The organism is Xenorhabdus thailandensis (genome assembly GCF_037996785.1).
GTDB lineage: Bacteria > Pseudomonadota > Gammaproteobacteria > Enterobacterales > Enterobacteriaceae > Xenorhabdus > Xenorhabdus griffiniae.
This window is the reverse complement of sequence record NZ_JBBMXF010000014.1, coordinates 49,642-69,839: the sequence shown is the minus strand read 5'-3', so window position 1 is coordinate 69,839 and position 20,198 is coordinate 49,642. Positions and strand designations below refer to the sequence as shown.

Here is a 20,198-nt window from a genome sequence, read left to right as displayed (position 1 = left end):
ACATTATTTAAAAGATTATCTCAGATTTTATTGTGCATTAGGTCGAGGTTATTGTATAAGAAAGAGGAGTAAAGAAAATAAAACATAAGGTTGTCTAATGAATAAGGCCGAAACAGTTAATAAAAAGAAATTTAAATTTGGGCTTGGCTGGCAAATTTTAGCCGCGCTAATATTGGGAATTATTGCAGGAGCAATTTTACATGACAATGAACACAAACAGTGGTTAATTGTTAATGTACTTTCTCCTGCCGGTAAAATATTTATTCAACTTATTAAGATGATTGTTGTTCCGATTGTAATTTCAACATTGGTTGTTGGTATTGCCGGTGTTGGTAATACTAAACAATTAGGAAAATTAGGCTTAAAAACAATTTTGTATTTTGAGATTGTCACAACAATTGCAATAATTGTAGGCATTTTTTTAGCAAATACATTTAAACCTGGTGCAGATATTGATATGTCTACTCTCCATCAAATAGATATATCTCAATATGAACGCACAACACAGCAGGTTGAAAGTCATTCACACGGTATTGTTAATACTATTCTATCATTAGTGCCTAATAATATTTTTGCGGCGATGTCCAGTGGCGAAATGTTGCCCGTTATTTTCTTTGCCGTATTATTTGGTTTAGGTTTATCATCACTACCAAAGGAAAAAAAAGAACCTTTATTAACAGTATTACAAACATTCTCTGAAACCATGTTTAGAGTGACTCATATTATTATGATGTATGCTCCAATCGGGGTATTTTCGTTAATTTCAGTAACAGTGGCTAACTTCGGCTTTAGCTCATTATTGCCATTGATAAAATTAGTTATTTTAGTTCACTGTGCAATTTTATTTTTTGCTATTGTCATTCTTGGTTTGATTGCCCGTTACTGTGATATCAACATCTTTATACTCTTTAAAATCCTGAAAGATGAACTACTGTTAGCTTATTCTACTGCCAGCTCAGAAACCGTATTACCCCGTATCATGGATAAAATGGAACAATATGGTGCTTCAAAATCAGTGACCAGTTTTGTTATTCCAATTGGCTATTCATTTAACCTTGATGGTTCAACGCTGTACCAGAGTATCGCCGCCATTTTTATTGCTCAGCTCTATGGAATTGATTTATCCCTTTGGCAAGAAATTACGCTTGTCCTCACATTGATTATTACCTCAAAGGGGATTGCTGGTGTTCCAGGGGTTTCTTTCGTTGTTCTGTTAGCCACATTGGGTAGCGTGGGTATTCCATTAGAAGGTTTAGCCTTCATTGCGGGTATTGACCGGATTCTTGATATGGCTCGTACCGCATTAAATGTAGTCGGTAATGCACTCGCTGCACTTGTTGTGGCTAAGTGGGAGAGACAATTTGATCAACAAAAAGCTAAGCAATATGAAGAATCTTTGATTTCTGAATAATATTTATTTTTAATGGTATTCCCCGGAAAGGAAAAGCAAGGATTGCTTTTCCTTTGAATAGATATCACGAACCACTAGGGTTATCAGAGTGCAATAATATAAACATCTTTTGTAAAAAAGATAAGTCATTTAATTGTTTTCATTATTAAATAATCAATACATATACGCATTAAACTTCAAGTTGCAATTTACAACATTATATGAAACCTGATTTCTCCCGCGAAGCGGGGGAGAAATCACACGCATCTTGAAGTTAGATTGGTTGCAACGCAGAGTAATTAACATTGCACTTCTGATCTGGATCAAACCGCCGTTACAGTACCTTTGATCTATTGATTTTATCTACGTTATCTTTTATTCCCATCACATCATTTTGTACCAATATCTATAATCCGATCTTGTTTTGGATATTGAATTGGAGATTTTTCAGTAAAATATTTCACCACGGCATCCACATCCGGCATGCTATACACCGGATCTGTCCCCTCTTTAAATACAGAGAAACTACTTCCACCTGTTGCCAAATAATCATTGGCTGCCACACGGTATTTCGCTTGCATATCAACAGTCTTGCCATTGATTTTCATTGAACTGATAATCACGCGATTACCCACAGGTTTGGTGCTATCCCATGCATATTGAAAGCTATGTGATACCGCCAAAACCTGTGGCCGAGTGCGACTCCATTGCTGTTCCAGCAGCCGTTTGATCTGCTCACCCGTCAATGTTTTGGTCACCATCATATTAGAGAAAGGCTGGACGGTATAAATTGCGTTATAAATCACTTCTCCCGCATTTATAGGCGCACGGATACCACCATTGTTTACAAATGCAATCTGGGCGCCACCATTTTCTTTGGCTGCGGTTGCGTATAAATGGGCATCGGCTATCACTTTACCTAATGCTGATTCTCCACCTGCATTAGCTTCTTTGGTTAGATTCTTTTCCAATATACCAATCACGCGGTTTGCCAATGGCGTGGCTATTTTTTCGTAGGATGACAATAATTCAGTGATTTTTGCATCTTTGGTATATTTACGGTTATCAACCCAAATATTTTTAGCCTTGAAGTCCACCACGTCTTTCGTGGTTTTATCCAATTTTAGATCTAATTGAGTAAGCAATGCTCCATTGGATTGAGCAGAAGTGACAGATTTATCATTAATGATGCAATTATAAGCCTGGTGAGTATGGCCACTGATAACAAAATCCACTTCTTTATCCAGCTGGTTGACGATCTCCAATATTTTGCCTGTTATGTCATTACAGGCGTTGACATCTATCTGGCCTCTATTACGTTTTTGTTCAGCACCTTCATGGATCAAAACCCCTATAGCCCTTACCCCTTTTTTCTGCAATTCCGCTACCAAGGCGTTAATAGTTTTAACTTCGTTAGAAAAAGTCAGCCCTTCTGTCCCCTTGGGTGCCACAATGGTAGGCGTTCCTTCCAGCGTCAACCCGATAAAAGCAACGGGAATACCATTAAACTCTTTGATGACATATTCAGGGAAAAGTGTTTTACCCGTTTCATTAACTGTGACGTTGGCAGACAGGTATTTGAAATCCGCGCCTTTAAAGGGTTTTGGCCCCTGACAGCCTGTCACCGGATGGCAACCACCATTTTGCTTACGCAATAATTCATCCTTGCCTTTGTCAAATTCATGGTTACCGACAGAAGTCGCTTCTAATCCAGCCAGAGACAATGCTTCAATAGTGGGTTCGTCATGGAACATTGAGGAAAGCAGCGGGCTAGCACCGATCATATCCCCAGCAGCAACGACGATATTATTCGGGTTTTCCTGTTTCAGTTCCTTAATCAAAGTAGACATATATTCAATGCCCCCCGGTTGATTAGAGCCGGGTGCTTTCAGTGCTCCATGAAAATCGTTCAGCCCCAGAACTCGTACATCCACAATATTTTCTGGATCATAAGCTGGCTTGGTTGCACACCCTGCTAACAATACAGTACCAATCGCAATCGGAAGTAATTTATATTTATAATTCAATTTATTATCTCTTAATGTTCAGGATTTGCCTGCCCTTTAGCCAAGTATAGGAGCAGGCATTAATACAATTAAGTTCAGTAAATTTTACTTTTTCTCTGTTAGATCAATTTGATAGATGGCAAAACCAGTATCGTCATTTTCTAAGTATTTCATTGGGTATTGGGCATGTTCTTTAATGAATTGCGCCGCTTTTTCTGATGGTGAAGTTTCAAAACGGATATCTAATTTTTTATCTGTTTTGATTGGCAAAAATGACCAATTGTTTTCAGCCTGAGTTGATATTACGCCCTTTTCTTTGGTCATTCTGGAAATGTAAGAAGCCAAAATGGTACGGTTTTCATCCGGTGAAGCGAATGCAATGTGATCTTCCCCAGTTCCGGCAAATTTACCGCCGTAACCACGATAGTTATTGGTGGCGATCAGGAAAGTGGCTTTTGGATCAATCGGCTTACCCTGATAAGTAACGTCTTTGATGCGGTTCGCCCCTTTATTAATAAGCTGGCAATCAGTATCGTATTTAGCGGGTTGTGTCAGATCTATCTTATAGTTGACACCCGTAATGGTGTCGAAGTTATAAGTACGGAAACCCTCCCAGTTCAGCAATTCTTGCGGTTTGGTGGAGTTTGCATCAATTTGGTTAAACATGCCCGCCGAACATTCCAGCCATTCAACCACATCCGCCCCCGTTGCTTTTACCACCACCAATGTATTTGGGTAGAGGTATAAATCAGCCGCGTTACGGAAAGTTAAATCACCTTTTTCCACTTCCACAAAATCAGCCGGTGCATTTTTACGCCCACCCGCTTTGAAAGGTGCTGCGGCCGCCAAGACAGGGAGTCCATCCAAATTTGGATCACCCTGAATAAAATGTTTGGTGTAATCTATCTGCGCATCATTGACGATCTGAACGGTGGGATCGCTTTGGATCAAAGCCAGATAGCTGTACATGTTGTCAGTGGCTTTACCTATGAATTTACTCACGAATTCGCGAGTTCCCAGGTGATCTTTTTCGATGATAGAAGCCAGTTTATTATCGCGTTCAACCAAGGCTTTTTTATGGATTTTATCATAGATAGGACGAGCCTCCGCTTTAGCAGATTCGACTTTCCATGCACCACTGTCGTTATTGATCACCATATCGACAACCCCCAGATGATCCCCCCACTGCCCCGGCATGACGGCAGGAATACCATTAATCGTGCCATTGGTGACATTAACACCTTTGATACCTGTATATTCCTTGCTTGGGAACACGCCATGAGCATGACCAAACATAATGGCATTAATGCCAGGCACTTCACTCAGATAGTAAACCGAGTTTTCTGCCATCGCTTTATAAGGATCTTGGGAAAAGCCGGAATGGGGAATGGCAATAATCAGCTCTGCGCCCTCTTTCTTCATTTGAGGGACGAATTTTTTCGCGGTTTCTGTGATGTCATTAACAACCACTTTGCCATTGAGATTGGCTTTGTCCCAAATACTGATTTGTGGTGGCACAAAGCCGATATAGCCGATCTTAATGGTGTGCTCTTTGCCTTCACGATCTTTAACTGGAGTATCAACGATAATATAAGGCGTAAAGTAGTTTTTGCCGGTTTTGGCATCAATGATATTCGCATTGATATAAGGGAATTTGGCACCAGAAATTGCCTGTTTCAGGTAATCCAATCCAAAATTGAATTCATGGTTACCAAAGTTACCGACGGTATAGCCCATCGTATTCATCAACTTGTAGGCTGGATGAACCTCCTCTTGTTTCAATCCCTTTGCCACCATGTAATCTGCAAGCGGGCTGCCTTGAATCAAGTCACCGTTATCTACCAAGATCGCGTTAGTTGCTTCCGCTTTGGCCGCCTTAATTAAGTTCACAGTACGAACTAAACCAAATTGCTCAGTGGATTTATCTTTAAAATAATCGAAATCCATCAGATTACCGTGAATATCCGAGGTTTCCATCACTCGTAAATCAACGGTCGCCGCGTTCACATTGAATGCCACCAGCATTGCCAAAGTTGACATTTTCAACACGTTCTTACTTTCCAACATACTCTTCATCATGCTATGCCCCTTTATAGAAGGATACGGGAGAACTCAACTGAGCTCTCCCTATGAAAGACTTAAAAAGATAAACGAACCCCTGTTCCCAGAATGGTCTGTTTTTTATCTTTGTAAGCCGGATTGTCGCTACGGGCATCATCATATGCCGTTTCAACAAATAGGATCAGGTTATTGTTATTAGATACTGCAAAACGTTTATCTAAACCGACGGTGTAAGTCTGTTTTTTATAGTTGAATGTATTGGCATCACCATCACGCAAGTAATATCCCGCGTACATGCCGCTACCCAGTCTGTCCCAATGCCATTTACCAGCCAGACCATACAAGTTTGCTTTCCAGTCACCTTTGACCGATTTTTCCTGCAAACCGGTACTACTTCCTTCTTGATATACTAACCCTGAATTTTTGGAGCGCGCCTGGCCATAATCCAGACCAATGGAGAATTCACGGCCAGGGAAATAATATTCCATACCAATAGCCATCAGGCTGTCTTGTGGAGAAGCCAGTCCAGCATCTTCCGTGCGCTTACCCTTACTTCCATCTGGCTGTGTCATCTCTATAGTTACCGGCTTTTTCCTCTCTCCCGTTGCCTGAGAGTAACCGGCATTAATTTCCAAACCGAAGTCTGATTTATAAAAACCTACCACCGAATAAGCGTGGCGAATATCACCATGATTGCGTTCGTTATCTGAGCCGGATTTACCACTGTAGGTTGCAGCAAGGCTGAAGCCCTGATAGCTATTGGTTTTAGCGAAAATCGTCTGGGGCAAGCGGGTAAGGAAATTGTTTTTGCCAACGCCTTTGCCATCATAACCGGTTGCACGGCCCAGTACGTCACCGAAATAAAACACTCCCGTATTGCCATAGCCATAACTGGATTTTTTCACCCAATCGATAGGAATATAAGTACGGCCAATGCGTATTTCACCAATATCATGATGAGAAGCCCCGATATAACCAACACGGTTATATATCTCAAAACCCGTTTTGGCATTATCGCTATTCGTTCTTTGGGTATCAGAACCCCATTCCATTTTGCCGAAGACTTTGATCTCGGGGGTCAGTTCGTGGCTAGCATTAATTCCGAAACGACTGCCATCATCTTTAATTTGAAAATCACGATCATCGCTGGTCACTGTCGTTTTCATACGAACCTGACCGGTTAAATCCACCTTGCTTCCCTTATCGTTGTATACTGTAACCGCATTGGCACTGCCAGACATGACCAATACCCCAATTAAAGCAGCCAACGGCTTCATGCTTCCCATAATAAGACACCCATAAAAGATTAAATTTAATAATTTGATTTTCTTTCAGGCAAAAACTCACCCTATCGCAGAATAATCTGCAATATATTTAGAGCAATAAATATCCATCACGATTTTTCATCGAAAAAAAATCGCTCAAATCATGATAAAATTTATAAGTTATTTAAAATTGTCTAATTTCTATTACATCTTCCCGTTGAGAACTATATAAGCATTAATATGGAGTAAGTAATCAAAATGAACCGCAGCAATATTTCACTTTATTTCCAATCAAATTTCATAGTTGGAAAACAGTTTGTTGCATATGCTAATAATAACCTAAAAAAACTGTATGTTTCGTGAAGAAATCCACATTAATACAAACATATAGAAAAAATATCGATCTTTATTCACTTAAATTTTCTGTCTTTTTTATCACCTAACAATTAATAAATTTAAAGTTAAATGTGATATTTTATTCACTAGTAAACAAATATATTTTTATTATTATAAAAAAGTGCCATTCATAAATACAATGAATAAACTTATTTATTATTCCATTATTACTCTTAATATGGAAAGACAGTTAATTCATTAGATTAAAAATTTAACTTAAGCCAATCTTTAATAATTTTATCTTGTTATTCATCTTTCAAGTTGCGGTTTATTAGCGCTTTCTTCACTATGACACGCAACTTGAAATTTTCTTAAATAGATGAGCGTTTAAGATTGCCCACTATCATTGGCAGAAATACAGTGTCATCGCTGAGGCCATAACCAGGCTGCCCCACGCACACCACTGGAATCCCCATGTACTGCTTTTCTAATCGGTGTTGCACACTCGCCACCAAAAACCCACTCTTTGACTAAATCAGGCAACGTTTGGTAAAGGCGATCAACATTGCTCATTCCACCGCCAAGTACAATCACATCCGGATCCAATAAATTAATCACCTGTGCCAACGCTCGCGCCAAACGCCTTTCATAACGACGCATCGCTAATTCCGCAAACTCATCTCCCTGCGTCAACGCCTCTATAATTTCATGGCCTTTTTTCTGCACTCCGCTCAAGCGAAAATAATCTGTCATAAATCCAGTGCCTGACACAAATGTCTCAGTACATCCCGGTTTGCCGCAAAAACAACGTACTTCATCCTGATACACGCGATCATCTTCATCCATCCACGGTAATGGATTATGCCCCCATTCCCCTGCCAATCCATTACCACCGGCATGAACCCGCTCCTTAAATGCAATACCTGAACCACAGCCCGTTCCAATGATAACGGCAAAGACCATTGGCATCCCTTCACCTGCACCATCAGTAGCTTCTGATACCGCCAGACAATTTGCATCGTTGGCGATACGCACTTCACGCCCTAACAAAGCAGCAATATCCTTATCCAATATTTTTCCATTCAACCAAACTGAGTTGGCGTTTTTTACTTTTCCGGTAAAAGGCGAAATCGCGCCAGGAATACCAATCCCCACTGTTCCTTGCTGTCCAGTTGCCTGTTCCGCATCGATAACCAACCCAGCAATGGCAGCCAATGTTTTTTGATAATCATTGCGGGGAGTATCCACCCGTTTGCGGAATAACGTTTCCCCCTGATCGCCTAATGCAATCACTTCAATTTTGGTTCCACCAAGATCAATGCCTATACGCATAGCTTACTTTTCCTATTTAGCGGGACGACACTTTTTATTATATGAGAATGAAGACGTGATTATAGGAAACTCATGAAGTTCTAGGGCTTCGTCACATGATTCGTTATCATGCCCCCTTATGTTTCAAGATGACCTTTGTCACGATGCGCAACAATATGGGGTAACTGCATGTTATGGTTCAAAAATTTAATGATTTACCGTTTAAAACGAGAGATTTCTCTTTCGGCGGATGAACTGGAAAAACAATTAAGCCCACTGGCATTCACCCCATGCGGTAGCCAGGATATGATGAAAACAGGCTGGGTTTCGCCAATAGGATCTCATGGTGAAGCATTAACCCATGCTTCCGGCAATCAAATTCTGATCTGCGCACGCAAAGAAGAAAAAATGCTGCCTTCTCCGGTGATTAAGCAGGAATTACAGGACAAAATAGCCCGTTTGGAAGGCGAACAACATCGCAAACTGAAAAAGACAGAAAAAGATTCGCTGAAAGATGAAGTCATTCATACGCTGCTGCCAAGAGCATTTAGCCGTTTCAGCCAAACCTATATTTGGATCGATACCGTCAATCATTTGATTATCGTTGATGCCGCCAGCGCAAAACGAGCCGAAGATAATCTGGCACTGCTGAGAAAAACATTGGGATCACTGCCCGTTGTTCCTCTTACTTTCACCAATCCCATTGAATTGACGCTAACCAAGTGGGTACGTTCAGGTGATCTTCCTGCCGGCTATGCCTTGATGGATGAAGCCGAACTCAAAGCCATTCTGGAAGAAGGTGGCGTGATCCGCTGTAAGAAGCAGGATTTGGTTTCAGATGAAATTGCAGCACATATTGAATCTGGTAAATATGTCACTAAATTGGCCTTGGATTGGGAAGAGCGCATTCAGTTTATGCTGTCAGATGATGGCGCTTTCAAACGGATTAAATTCAGCGAAACTTTACGTGACCAAAACGATGATATCGATCGTGAAGATGTCGCCCAACGATTCGATGCTGATTTTACCTTAATGACGGGTGAACTCAGTGCACTAATCAAAAATACAATTGATGCGCTGGGCGGTGAAGCCGAAAGGTAATGGCAAGCGGACTGCCTTAACAGTTGAATCCATTAAGGCAGTTCGGCAAGAACTAATAATTAGAAGCGATAAACTAAACCAACGCCAAAGACGTCGTCAGTACTGATCTTCGCTTTCTTGGTGAAATCATTGTCTTTCAATAAGTTGAATTGATATTCAGCATACGTGCCCATATTTTTGTTGAAATTATAGTAGGCACCGACTGAAACATATTTCACCAAATCTTCAGATCCCTTGTCTGTCAGTATGCTCTTATCAGCCAGGTCACTACCCAAATCTTTACCTTTGGAATAAACAAAAGCGACAGAAGGACGCAAACCAAAATCAAACTGATATTGAGCCGTCAACTCAATGTTTTGGGTTTTATTGGCAAACATCGTGTAGTTATTCACAGAGCTGCCAAATCTGGTCATATTACGGGTTTCACCATACATAGCAGCCAGATAGACATTATCTTTGTCATACTTGGCAGAAACGATCCATGCCTCGGCTTTATTCCCTTTTGCCAGAACTTTAGCGGCATCAGAACCCAGTTTCTGTACCGAAGTACGGTTAGAGTTGCCGTATGACGCCCCAACATTGAAGCCATTACCAAAGTCATAGGTACTGGAAAGGCCAAAACCATCACCATTCTGCCTTGCAACATCGCTGCGACTGTTTTTAGTACCATCATCATTTTTAGCCTGATACTGCAAGGCAAAATTCAGGCCATTTGCCAAACCAAAAAAGTCAGTGTTACGGTAGGTTAACAACCCTGTTGAACGCCCCATCAAGAAGTTATCGGTTGCGGACATAGAATCACCACCAAATATCGGCAATACATCTGTCCATGCGTTGGCATCATAAACCACACCATAATTACGCCCATAATTCAGCGCACCGTATTTGCCAAATTTCAACCCAGCGAAAGCCAAACGGGTTTTGGTGTTTGCCCCACTCTCCGCTTCTGTTCCATTGGCACCCATATTGTATTCCCACTGCCCAAAGCCAGTGAGTGTATCCGTAATTTGAGTTGAACCTTTAATACCTATACGGCCGACAGAACCATCACCAGACTGGCTATCTGATTTGGAGAAAGTTCTTTGTACATCGGCCTTTCCATATAAATCTATTTTATTGCCATCTTTATTATAAATTTCAGCAGCATTTGCTGCTCCCGTAATAAGAAGTACCGAAATTGCCATTGCTAGTGTGTTGTGTTTTATCATTATCATAATCCTCATGGGTTTTGTTATATTTAGCCACCGCCAAAAGAGCCATATCCCAAGAACAGCTCGCTCTGGAATAGTCAATAATCAGGTGGACGGAGTATCTTACTTATCTAAGTAAACAAAATGTTAAATCCGCAATAAGTAATAACAATACTAAGATCCAGTAAAACATTTTTCTAACAATAATTAGCAAAAAATGCTATACCGTGAAGAATATCACATTATAGATATGTACCCTATAATTCAACAATATTAACCATGAAAATAAATCATTAAAAACAGTCAGTTATAAATAATGAATGGGCAACAAAAAGTGCGATGGTTGAATAGGAAACGTATTTCGGCGATACAGGTCTAATCAACTTGACCAGACTAATAAGAATAAATATCCTAAAATTGTGTACATTAAAACATCAATAGGTAATGCTATGGAACAAATTAACATCTACGATGCAAAAACCAACCTATCCAGAATTGTTCAGAAAGTCGCCCGCACCGGAGAACCGGTGGTGATCGCCAAAAATGGTCATGCACTGGTTAAAGTGATTGCATATAGAGAAGAGCAGCCCAAACGCAAATTAGGTTTCCTCAAAGGCAAGGGTAGTGTTCCCGCCAATTTTGACGATATGAACAGCGCCGAAATTGCTGATATGTTCGAAGGGAAATATTCATAGTGGAATTCCTGTTAGATACCAACATCTTGCTGTTTATGGCATATGAACCGGAAAAACTGAAAGCGGATATTGCTGATCTGCTGGAAGATACCAGCAAAACCCTGTGTTTTAGCGCGGCGTCTATATGGGAGGTGGTCATTAAAAGCGATCATACGCTCGTTGTATGCGATTTACCGGAACAGTTAAATAAAGACCCATTTGATCGGTTAATTGTCGCTCAGGCAAAACACAACAAAATTCCACTCATCACGAGTGATAGCAAGCTAATCGATTTTGTCAGCGATTATATTACTGTCATCCCTAATAGATGACACTGCTATTTCATGACCAGATAATCACGCTTTGATAGGGTTGACAAGCACCAGCGAGTTGCGTATCAGTCTGTTCTGTTTATTAATGAGATCACGCCAACGCGATACAAATATTAATAACTTATTAAGGTGCTAAAATGGCAGAAAATCATCCACGTCCACGAGGCCGCCCCACCATTCCAGAGCAAGTCATTCGCCAAAAAATTCTCGACGTTACCTTTCTACTTCTGATTAATCAAGGTTATAACAAAACAACCATGGATGTGGTTGCCAAAAAAGCCGGCATTGCTAAAAAAACGCTCTACCGTTTTGCCAAAAACCGAGAAGATCTGCTTGAACAAGTGGTTATGGGTTGGGAAGATAATTTTATTCCCGCTTTTAAGAAAGACGCTAATAATTTTCAGCAATTGATGAAGTCATTGAAAATATTTCTGATTGAAATAGCAGAGAAAACTTTATCTATGGAAGCGGTAGGATTATTTAAATTATTACAATCTGATTTTCCTCATCGTGAAGTATTATTGGATAAATATCAACAAAGTGGAATTGAAAAAAGCAGAAATATATTGGCAAATTGGCTTGAGCGCCAGTATCAAAAAGAATTACTAAAAAAAATGGATTTTCATATTATCAGTGAACTTATCATCTCGATGGTAATTGCAGAACCACTCAGAAAAATGGCACTGGGTATTCTTCCACCATTGCCAGAAACGGATATGACACCTCGGATTAACGCAGCGGTTAGTTTACTTGAATATGAGTAATATTTATTATTAAGGCTGAGAAATAAATTCCCAGCCTTTTATTTATCAATAATATCAATCTTAATACTTTACACAATCTTATCATCATTCTATATTATACCTGCATGTTACTAAAACCATAAGGTTTAAATAAATCAACTCGCACAAACTCTCTATCTACTGAGGTGGAAAATCTCACTTTTTTCGTAATTAGTTTTATCAGTCAATTGATACATTTTATTATTTACCAGCCTAATATTTTATCTCATCCTGCTATCCAAATATGTAACTTACCAAACATTAATCAACTGAATTTAATTAAACTGTACTATCCAATATTAATGAACAGATTTTATTAATGTTCACAGTCGAAGAAATATCCCATCATTTAATATTAATCAGGAATGAATATGAATACTCAAAATAAAAAGCCAGAAATAAAAGTTTTAGAATTAGAAGATGATGGTCTTGTTGTCGTTGCAACACCGGAATATGTCAAAGATTCGATCAAAGAAGCAATCGAAGAACACGCACAAAGCCGAAACCATCCTTACGCAACATTGGAGGATAGAGGTTTCGTTACCCTCAGTAATGACATTGATAGTGATAGTGAGGTTCATGCAGCAACATCTAAAGCAGTTAAAGCGGCATACGATCTAGCCAATACCGCCAACAAAAATGCCCTGAAAGAGAATGTGATCGGTGTTGGACAAAATTGGCAAAATGTCACCAATACCAGAAAACCTGACACAGTATACGTAAATGAAACAAGTTCGCCTATTCAAGTTATTATTTCTGCTTATCCAGGAAGTCAGGATTCTAATATTTTTGTTAATGGAGTACATATTGCCACACTGGCAACACTTGAAAGTATCCCGCCCACGTTTAGTAATATCACGTTTATTGTTCCGGCTGGCATGACATACATGATTCAGAAAGTAGAGAAGATCGAAAATTGGAGTGAATTACGATAATACGACAAAGAACAATAACCAATATAATTTAGACCTAAAAATATAACAATATAATATCTACCCCCTGAATCCAAGGCTATGCTTCTGGCATGGCCTTTTTGTTTTCCCACAACAATATTATCAATTGTAATAGCGCTTTATCAGAAGTTGTGCTTATTAGTCCAATCCAAGTTTAATTATTCATAATCCATTCAATAACCAATATCAGTAGAAAACGTTGAATTTACACCCCAGTAGATCATGCTCTCGTCGAATAAATAAATATTATAATAAAATACCAGATATTAATGCGAATTAATTCCTTTTTTCCTACATCTCATTGAGATTAAATTTAATTTAAGTAATATTGACTGGCAATTTAGCAGTAGGATGAAATGACCTTTTACTTTATTGATTAATAAGTGAGGAAATTATGTCTGAAAATACACAATGTCCATTTAATCGTGACCAATATGATATTGGTTATGACAATATTACTGTACCAGCCGGTACTTCCGCTTGGGCGCTTAGCTTAGTGTATTTAGGGAAACAAGTACATCGTAATGGCTGGAATGCTCCCATAGAACACATGCGTCTTGCCCACAAATCGGAGGTTGGCAGTTCCGATGATGGAGCTGCTTATATTGAGAAAAGTGATAAAAATGGTTATTGGTCTCATTGGACACCAACACAGGAGGATCTGATGGCTTGTGACTGGAAATTGCTGAAATCGGATAACGTTAAACCAGAACCAGTTAACTGCATGTTGTCTTTCAATCTCAAATTAGGGACTAATACATATGATGAGACTAACCAAAATTGGGGGTACTTATCTGCCAACGGGGAAGTGCAACTTGGTGAACAAGCTTTTGGTACTTTAACTGAGTTGCAAACAACTGATACAGGTATTGGAAATGTTCTACAGTTTAGTTATTCAAGACTCTTTGAACTCATAACAATATATGTCTCCTCTAATCATAATGACAATGATTTTTCGAAAGCAGGGGAATTGCTTAATAAAAGATTGGTTCTCACTGTTGATGGCACAAGCTTTGATATTGGCAACCCAGAGACCGGCGGGGCTGCTTTGCTCGGTGGCTATGGTATAGAGATTACTTTTATTAACAAAGAATTAAGTGATATATTAAAGCAGACAGGCCAAACCAAGCACTTTTGCTTCAAATGGAGTGATAATTAACTCCCCAGATATACTCTGAATCTAAGGCTATGCTTCTGGCATGGCCTTTTTATTTTTCTATAATAAGGGTGGGGATTTATAAAAAAATTGATTGTAAACATTTCGTATTTAAATGAAAATAATATTGTTAAAAATTATACTAGAACTTTGTTAGAGTTTAATTTTAAAATTACTATTAATTTATATTAATACACATATTATAATTATGCGTTATCCATCTAATAAAAAAAGATCAGCAGCAAATTTTGAATTTACCCTCCAGCAGATCATTCACTCAGAGTGAAGACATATTTTATAATAAAACACCAAATATTAATGCGAATTAATAGCTATATGACGGCATCCTATTGAGATTAAATTTAACTTAAGTAACATTAACTGGCGATTTAGCAGTAGGATGAAATGACCTTTTACTTTAATGATTAATAAGTGAGGAAATTATGTCTGAAGTAAAGAAGCTAGAAAGTAATGCTGATCAACAATGCTCATTAGACCCTACTCAATACAAAGTTCAGGTTGATAATGTAACACCCGTTGGTACTTGTCCGTGGGCACTGATTCAAGTGTATTTAGGAAAACAAGTACATCGCAGTGGCTGGAATGCGCCTGAAGAATACATGCGTCTTGCCTATAAAATGGAGGCTGGTAGCAATAATAAAGGAAATCCTTATATTGAGAAAAGCGATCAAGATGGATTTTGGGCAATTTGGAAACCAACGCCGGAAGATTTAGTGGCTTGTGACTGGAAATTGCTGGAATCGACGCCAGGTGGTTCAGGCGGTTCAGGCGGTTCAGGTGGCTCAAAGGATATTATGCTGTCTTTCGATCTCACATTAGGGACTGCTAAAAATGGGGATGATATAGAATATTGGGGTTATACAAGTGACAATCAACCTAATATTGGTTCTTTAACTGGGTTGAAACCTAATACAGATATTGAACATATTTCGGAGTTCCTTTTTAAGGATGGGAGGGGTAGGACTCAGAAGGGAGGTAAAGTTCCTAATATAATTCCTACCTCACTGTCTTTGCATATATCCTCGAATCAGAATAGCTATCAGAAAGTAATGGCACTTCTTAATAAAACTCTTTATGTCACTGTTGATAATGTAACTTATAATCTTATGATTGACAGTCCTAGTAGTATACTAGGAGACAATGCCAATTATACGTGTAGCGTCGTTTACACAGAATACGCTGAAGACTCTGATATATACAAGTTAGGTAACATATTGAAGCAACAAATAGGCCAAACCAAACATTTTAGTCTCAAGTGGAGTGATAATTAATTTACCAAAATCGATACTCTAAATCAAAGTATATGCTTAGTGAAGTGATATCATAAAATTAGGCACTTTGATTAACTCGTTGACCAGGCTTGATTTCGGTATTCCACCGTATTCAGGCCTTTTAATTTTATCTTTATTCGTTTGGTCTTATAATATTCAATGTGTTAATCAATACATAGTTAAAATCATAACCGAATTCAGTGTTAGTCATATATACGCATTAAACTTCAAGTCGCAATTGACAACACGATATGAAGCCTGATTTCTCCCCGCTTCGCGGGGAGAAATTCACACGCATCTTGAAGTTAGATTGGTATAGCATTAAGCGCTGAAATAATTTCACTTCTTGATAAAGTAATATTACAAATAAAATCTGATTTATTGATTTTATTTGTGTCCAAGAAGGTGATAGTTAATCATTTTGAATAATAATATTATACGACCAAAACCTGTTTTTTTGGTCGATGGGTTACGGTATATGTCAAATTATTGCGGCATTACAAGCTCCCAAAAAATTCATCTTCTGAGAGCATTCCCGCTTTCATCATGAAGATATTCATAGCCATACTTTCTCGACCAATGAAGCTGTCGGTATACGTTAGTGTGACTACTCTACACCTTGCTGAGGGTTTGGCGACTTTTAGCTAAGTCCTGATCAACTTTAGGCTTTAAAGAAAATATCCTACTACGCATTTTTAGTGATAATCATCAATAGCCATTAATAAAAGTGGTACAATGTATTACTTTTTTACTGGAAAGTGGTACGCTGTACCACTATACTATCAGCACGGAGAGAGGATACCGTGGATTATTTGGAATTTATCGAAATTACCACATTCAGTAAGGTACGAATCGAACTAATGGAAGATGATGAGTTCCAAGAACTCCAAAGTTACTTACTGAAATACTATGAGAGTGGTGACACGATTAGTCAAACTGGTGGATGCAAAAAAAATTCGCTGGCGTCGTAAAGGGATGGGCAAACGTGGTGGGATAAGGGTCATCTACTATGTCAAGACATTAAGTGGGCGAATATATTTGTTACTAGTTTACCCTAAAAATGTACAAGCTGACCTAACACAAGAACAGAAGGCTCAACTTAAAAATGCTATTCAACAGATGAAATAAACATCGTCTTCAGCGGTTAATCTATCTATAACGAGAACGAGGATAATTCTATGGAAAATAATTTATTTAATAATCTTCTTAGTAGCGTAGAGGAGATGGTTGCGATCGAGAATGGTGAATATCACCCTAAACCTGAGCATACCCACCGCTATGCTATTCCTAATGTTAAATCTATTCGCAAACATTTTGGCATGAAACAATCCGAATTTGCGGAAATGATAGGAGCAAGTGTTTCGTTGGTTCGGAGTTGGGAACAAAAGCGTCGTATACCATCAGGAACGGCACTAAAAATGTTATTTTTGATAGAGAAAAATCCAAATATCGTAGATACGTTAAAGTCTCTTTGACCCTTTAAGGCTTTTACTCCAAATCGAGTACCCTAAGGCGCCGTATTCCATCGGGAACGGCGCGTTTTTACCCCATCACATACGTCCTTCAATTCATCACATTAAACAGTGATGATTGACGAAGTTATCTTAAATTTTCGTAATAAAACACACAGCATATATGACAGGAAAAAAGCCAGTAATGAATACACTATTATATAAATATATATATTTACGTAATAAAATTTCCTTAACAAAAACTCGTGGATAAATTCATTATGTATCTCAACAACAAAAATATTGTGAACGAGGTATATCCCCAGTATATTTTTGTTTATATCTTTTGTTATATTTGATATTTTACTTACATTTAAATTAACCAAGAATAAAAATAAGCATACGGAAGACACCTGAAGGAAAACATTATAAAATTTCCCATAAAAGAAGGCCATTCCTGTCCTGACTGAGATGAATGATAACAATATCAACGAGATAATGGATAACGCCAACAGAGTGATGTGGTTAAAGGAGAAAGTTTTTATTGTAGGATTAGTCAGTCCTATATACCCACCTATCAGAAAACTAAGAAGCCCTTGAACCTGGAATGGAAGTAAAATATTAAAGGGCACAATGGAAAAGTGATATTTATAATCTGTCAATGCATTCAACAAAGTAAAATTAGAAATAATAAACATTATGATTATTATCTTTATAAGCCCCTTAGCATTCTCTAAATTAAATGAACTTCGTATTAATGGGGTTAGTATGTAAAGAGCAATTATTGCAAATAAAAACCATAAATGCGTGGCATCGGATATAATATTGCTAACGTTAACATAATTTAAAAAGCTGACAGAAGGAATTATTGTGAATTTACTAATAAAGAAATTATCATAACAATAATAAAAGACCAACCAAAACAATAATACAATGAGAATATTCTTTACTTTATTAATTGCATAAGCTGTTTGGTTTTCATGTTTGTTATTCAGAAAAAAATAACCACTGCACATAAAAAATAACGAAACACCCAACTGACCTGCTTGTCTATACAAATATAAAATCACGTCATTATCATGGCGTGACAAAAAGAACAATGTGACGTGGGATACGACAACGAAAAATATAGACATTATCTTTAATAAATCTATAGTTAGGATCCTCATTTAAAATCCCTTTTAAATTGATAACATGAAATTTGCAATTTTAGGCGCTATTTTTGCCATACCTATTTTTGATGGATGCAATCCATCGGACACAGTACCTAAGCTATTGCTCGTCATGATATCGATATTTCCCTCATTAAAGCCGGAGTTTTTCAATAAATCCAGATACGGGATGGAATATTTTTCGCAAACTTCCCTGCAAACATGGCAATAATCAGACAAATAGTATCCTTTCAAATTTTTTTCGTTCATTCCTCTTTGTATTGAGAGAGGCGTTGTTATGATGAATCCTATCCGTGATAATGGGTATTGTTTTGTCACTCCTGCCAGCAATAAATTCATGGCGCCAATAAATGTTAATGAGGTTTTATCTTTACTGTCACCTATTTCTATCCCGCCATGAGAACCAAAATCATAACCAAAATCGTTAACCCCTCCCCATATAGTAATGATGTCTGGATTATTCCCCATTTCTTTATATCTTAAACATATAGCAGAACTATCATCTTTATCTTTTTGAGCTATACATGTCCCGCCAATACCGTAATTAACAAATTCTTTTAAGCCTAATATTTCAGTCACGATGGGTTGATACCACCCTCTTTCTGTTATGCTGTCGCCGAGTGAGAACCAAACTTGCCCCGCCAAATGAGATTGAATATAAGACATTTCTTTTCCTTTGTTTGTTCTGGAATGATAATCGGGGCGTTCCTGGAGGTATCCTTCTTAGGAAAAGATAACCACATCACAGTATTTGCCCGCATTAAAGAAATTAAATTAACAGTTAAATTCGTAAAATATTGTGTGTCACCTATCATTTTGTCATTATTTATAAATATTATTGGAGATTCGTATATACCAATCTAACTTCAAGATGCGTTTGATTTCTCTCCGCGAAGCGGGAAGAAATCAGGTTTCATAGCGTGTTGTAAATTGCAAATTGTGACTGCGCCTTCGGGTTGCATATGCGGCCTTATGCTCAAATTTTGTCAAAATTTACAGTGGCAAAATTGAAATTGTCAGGGAAGATAAAAGCGCAAATCTAAAAAGTATGTTTAAAGTGATGTCAATGGGAATCAAAAGTGGCATGGAAGTGATTATTCGAGTTGAAGGCGACAATAAGAAGGAGATAGCACAATCGGTTATTGAGTTTATTCGTAATATAACAAACTGAGCTATCTATACCAATCTAATATTCCCAACTCAATTAAATAAATATTTAAAGAAACAATATTGGTGCTTCCCCAAAACTGCCCGAATCGTTAATCGGGCAGTTCATATTTTAGGTAATCCAAGAAACGTTATTGCGCGGAAACTGCTTCCATCCCCACTAATCCCACTTTGAGATAACCCGCTTTACGTAGAGAATCCATGACGCTCATCAGGGTTTCATAATCCACGGTTTTATCAGCCTGGAAGAAAATTGTCGTGTCTTTGTTGGATTGCGTGGTTTGATCCAGTACCAAAGACAAGTTATCACGATCAATGGCTTGATCTCCCACATACAACTGCTTATCTGCTTTTACCGTCAAAAATACCGGTTTTTCTGGTCGTGGTTGCGGCTTAGCGGTTGATGCCGGTAAATCAACTTTAATATCTACCGTTGCCAATGGTGCTGCCACCATGAAAATAATTAACAGTACTAACATCACGTCAATAAACGGCGTAACGTTAATTTCATGCAGTTCGCCGCTATCGTCCAAATCTTCATTAAGACGTATTGCCATAA

Annotated in this window: 18 protein-coding genes and 2 pseudogenes; 11 read left to right on the top strand and 9 right to left on the bottom strand. The window is 38.2% G+C overall.

What is annotated here, in order from left to right:
- The first annotated feature begins 97 nt into the window (after nt 1–97).
- Nucleotides 98–1,411, top strand: coding sequence for a glutamate/aspartate:proton symporter GltP (gene gltP, locus AAC853_RS15030; RefSeq protein WP_340615017.1), 1,314 nt, complete (start codon nt 98–100; stop codon nt 1,409–1,411).
- Nucleotides 1,412–1,779: 368 nt separating this feature from the next.
- Here gltP and AAC853_RS15025 read toward each other — a convergent pair whose 3' ends face one another.
- The 4 genes from AAC853_RS15025 to mak form a co-directional block, all read right to left on the bottom strand.
- Nucleotides 1,780–3,417, bottom strand: coding sequence for a bifunctional metallophosphatase/5'-nucleotidase (locus AAC853_RS15025; protein WP_340615016.1), 1,638 nt, complete (start codon nt 3,415–3,417; stop codon nt 1,780–1,782).
- A gap of 84 nt (nt 3,418–3,501) precedes the next feature.
- Nucleotides 3,502–5,472, bottom strand: coding sequence for a bifunctional 2',3'-cyclic-nucleotide 2'-phosphodiesterase/3'-nucleotidase (locus AAC853_RS15020; RefSeq protein WP_340615026.1), 1,971 nt, complete (start codon nt 5,470–5,472; stop codon nt 3,502–3,504).
- Between the two features lie 62 nt (nt 5,473–5,534).
- The gene (locus AAC853_RS15015; protein ID WP_340615015.1) at nt 5,535–6,743 is read right to left on the bottom strand and encodes a porin; all 1,209 of its coding nucleotides are present in this window, start codon (nt 6,741–6,743) and stop codon (nt 5,535–5,537) included.
- Nucleotides 6,744–7,481: 738 nt separating this feature from the next.
- Nucleotides 7,482–8,390, bottom strand: a complete 909-nt coding sequence (gene mak, locus AAC853_RS15010; RefSeq protein ID WP_338883288.1) for a fructokinase — start codon at nt 8,388–8,390, stop codon at nt 7,482–7,484.
- A gap of 168 nt (nt 8,391–8,558) precedes the next feature.
- Between mak and rdgC the strand changes: the two genes are divergently transcribed.
- Nucleotides 8,559–9,470, top strand: a complete 912-nt coding sequence (gene rdgC / locus AAC853_RS15005; protein WP_340615014.1) for a recombination-associated protein RdgC — start codon at nt 8,559–8,561, stop codon at nt 9,468–9,470.
- Between the two features lie 59 nt (nt 9,471–9,529).
- On the opposite strand, the gene AAC853_RS15000 is transcribed toward rdgC, so the two are convergent.
- A complete protein-coding gene (locus AAC853_RS15000; RefSeq protein WP_340615013.1) occupies nt 9,530–10,678 on the bottom strand; it encodes a porin in 1,149 nt (382 codons plus the stop codon).
- 431 nt (nt 10,679–11,109) lie between these two features.
- Between AAC853_RS15000 and AAC853_RS14995 the strand changes: the two genes are divergently transcribed.
- The 6 genes from AAC853_RS14995 (at nt 11,110) to AAC853_RS14970 (ending at nt 15,849) form a co-directional block, all read left to right on the top strand.
- A complete protein-coding gene (locus AAC853_RS14995) occupies nt 11,110–11,355 on the top strand; it encodes a type II toxin-antitoxin system Phd/YefM family antitoxin (RefSeq protein ID WP_189760323.1) in 246 nt (81 codons plus the stop codon).
- A complete protein-coding gene (locus tag AAC853_RS14990; RefSeq protein ID WP_340615012.1) occupies nt 11,355–11,666 on the top strand; it encodes a type II toxin-antitoxin system VapC family toxin in 312 nt (103 codons plus the stop codon). The genes AAC853_RS14995 and AAC853_RS14990 overlap by 1 nt, the downstream gene beginning before the upstream one ends.
- A 137-nt stretch (nt 11,667–11,803) precedes the next feature.
- A complete protein-coding gene (locus AAC853_RS14985) occupies nt 11,804–12,430 on the top strand; it encodes a TetR/AcrR family transcriptional regulator (RefSeq protein ID WP_338883299.1) in 627 nt (208 codons plus the stop codon).
- A 389-nt stretch (nt 12,431–12,819) separates the two neighbouring features.
- Entirely contained in the window at nt 12,820–13,383 is a 564-nt protein-coding gene (locus AAC853_RS17925; RefSeq protein WP_422824227.1) for a tail fiber protein, read from the top strand.
- 412 nt (nt 13,384–13,795) lie between these two features.
- Complete coding sequence (locus AAC853_RS14975) at nt 13,796–14,560, top strand: Thoeris anti-defense Tad2 family protein (protein WP_340615011.1); 765 nt, start codon at nt 13,796–13,798, stop codon at nt 14,558–14,560.
- A gap of 440 nt (nt 14,561–15,000) precedes the next feature.
- Entirely contained in the window at nt 15,001–15,849 is an 849-nt protein-coding gene (locus AAC853_RS14970; protein ID WP_340615010.1) for a Thoeris anti-defense Tad2 family protein, read from the top strand.
- Nucleotides 15,850–16,154: 305 nt separating this feature from the next.
- Here the strand turns inward: AAC853_RS14970 and AAC853_RS17915 are convergent.
- A pseudogene (locus AAC853_RS17915) lies at nt 16,155–16,259 on the bottom strand (CcdB family protein); the annotation flags it as partial.
- Between the two features lie 450 nt (nt 16,260–16,709).
- Here AAC853_RS17915 and AAC853_RS14965 point away from each other — a divergent pair.
- Both AAC853_RS14965 and nadS read left to right on the top strand, forming a co-directional pair.
- Nucleotides 16,710–16,977 (top strand): annotated as a pseudogene (locus AAC853_RS14965) (type II toxin-antitoxin system RelE/ParE family toxin).
- Nucleotides 16,978–17,027: 50 nt separating this feature from the next.
- Entirely contained in the window at nt 17,028–17,324 is a 297-nt protein-coding gene (gene nadS, locus AAC853_RS14960) for a NadS family protein (protein WP_338883304.1), read from the top strand.
- 101 nt (nt 17,325–17,425) lie between these two features.
- Here the strand turns inward: nadS and AAC853_RS14955 are convergent, their stop codons facing one another.
- The gene (locus tag AAC853_RS14955) at nt 17,426–18,469 is read right to left on the bottom strand and encodes an acyltransferase (RefSeq protein ID WP_340615009.1); all 1,044 of its coding nucleotides are present in this window, start codon (nt 18,467–18,469) and stop codon (nt 17,426–17,428) included.
- A 12-nt stretch (nt 18,470–18,481) separates the two neighbouring features.
- Nucleotides 18,482–19,138 (bottom strand): SGNH/GDSL hydrolase family protein, encoded by a 657-nt coding sequence (locus AAC853_RS14950; RefSeq protein ID WP_338883307.1) that lies wholly within the window; start codon nt 19,136–19,138, stop codon nt 18,482–18,484.
- 277 nt (nt 19,139–19,415) lie between these two features.
- Here AAC853_RS14950 and AAC853_RS17910 point away from each other — a divergent pair, with 277 nt between their 5' ends.
- Nucleotides 19,416–19,643 carry an HPr family phosphocarrier protein gene (locus tag AAC853_RS17910; RefSeq protein WP_422824228.1) on the top strand — a complete coding sequence of 76 codons (228 nt, stop codon included), beginning with the start codon at nt 19,416–19,418 and terminating at the stop codon, nt 19,641–19,643.
- Between the two features lie 127 nt (nt 19,644–19,770).
- On the opposite strand, the gene exbD is transcribed toward AAC853_RS17910, so the two are convergent.
- On the bottom strand, nt 19,771–20,196 hold the full coding sequence (gene exbD / locus AAC853_RS14945; RefSeq protein WP_338883308.1) for a TonB system transport protein ExbD: 426 nt from the start codon (nt 20,194–20,196) through the stop codon (nt 19,771–19,773).
- Nucleotides 20,197–20,198 lie beyond the last annotated feature (2 nt).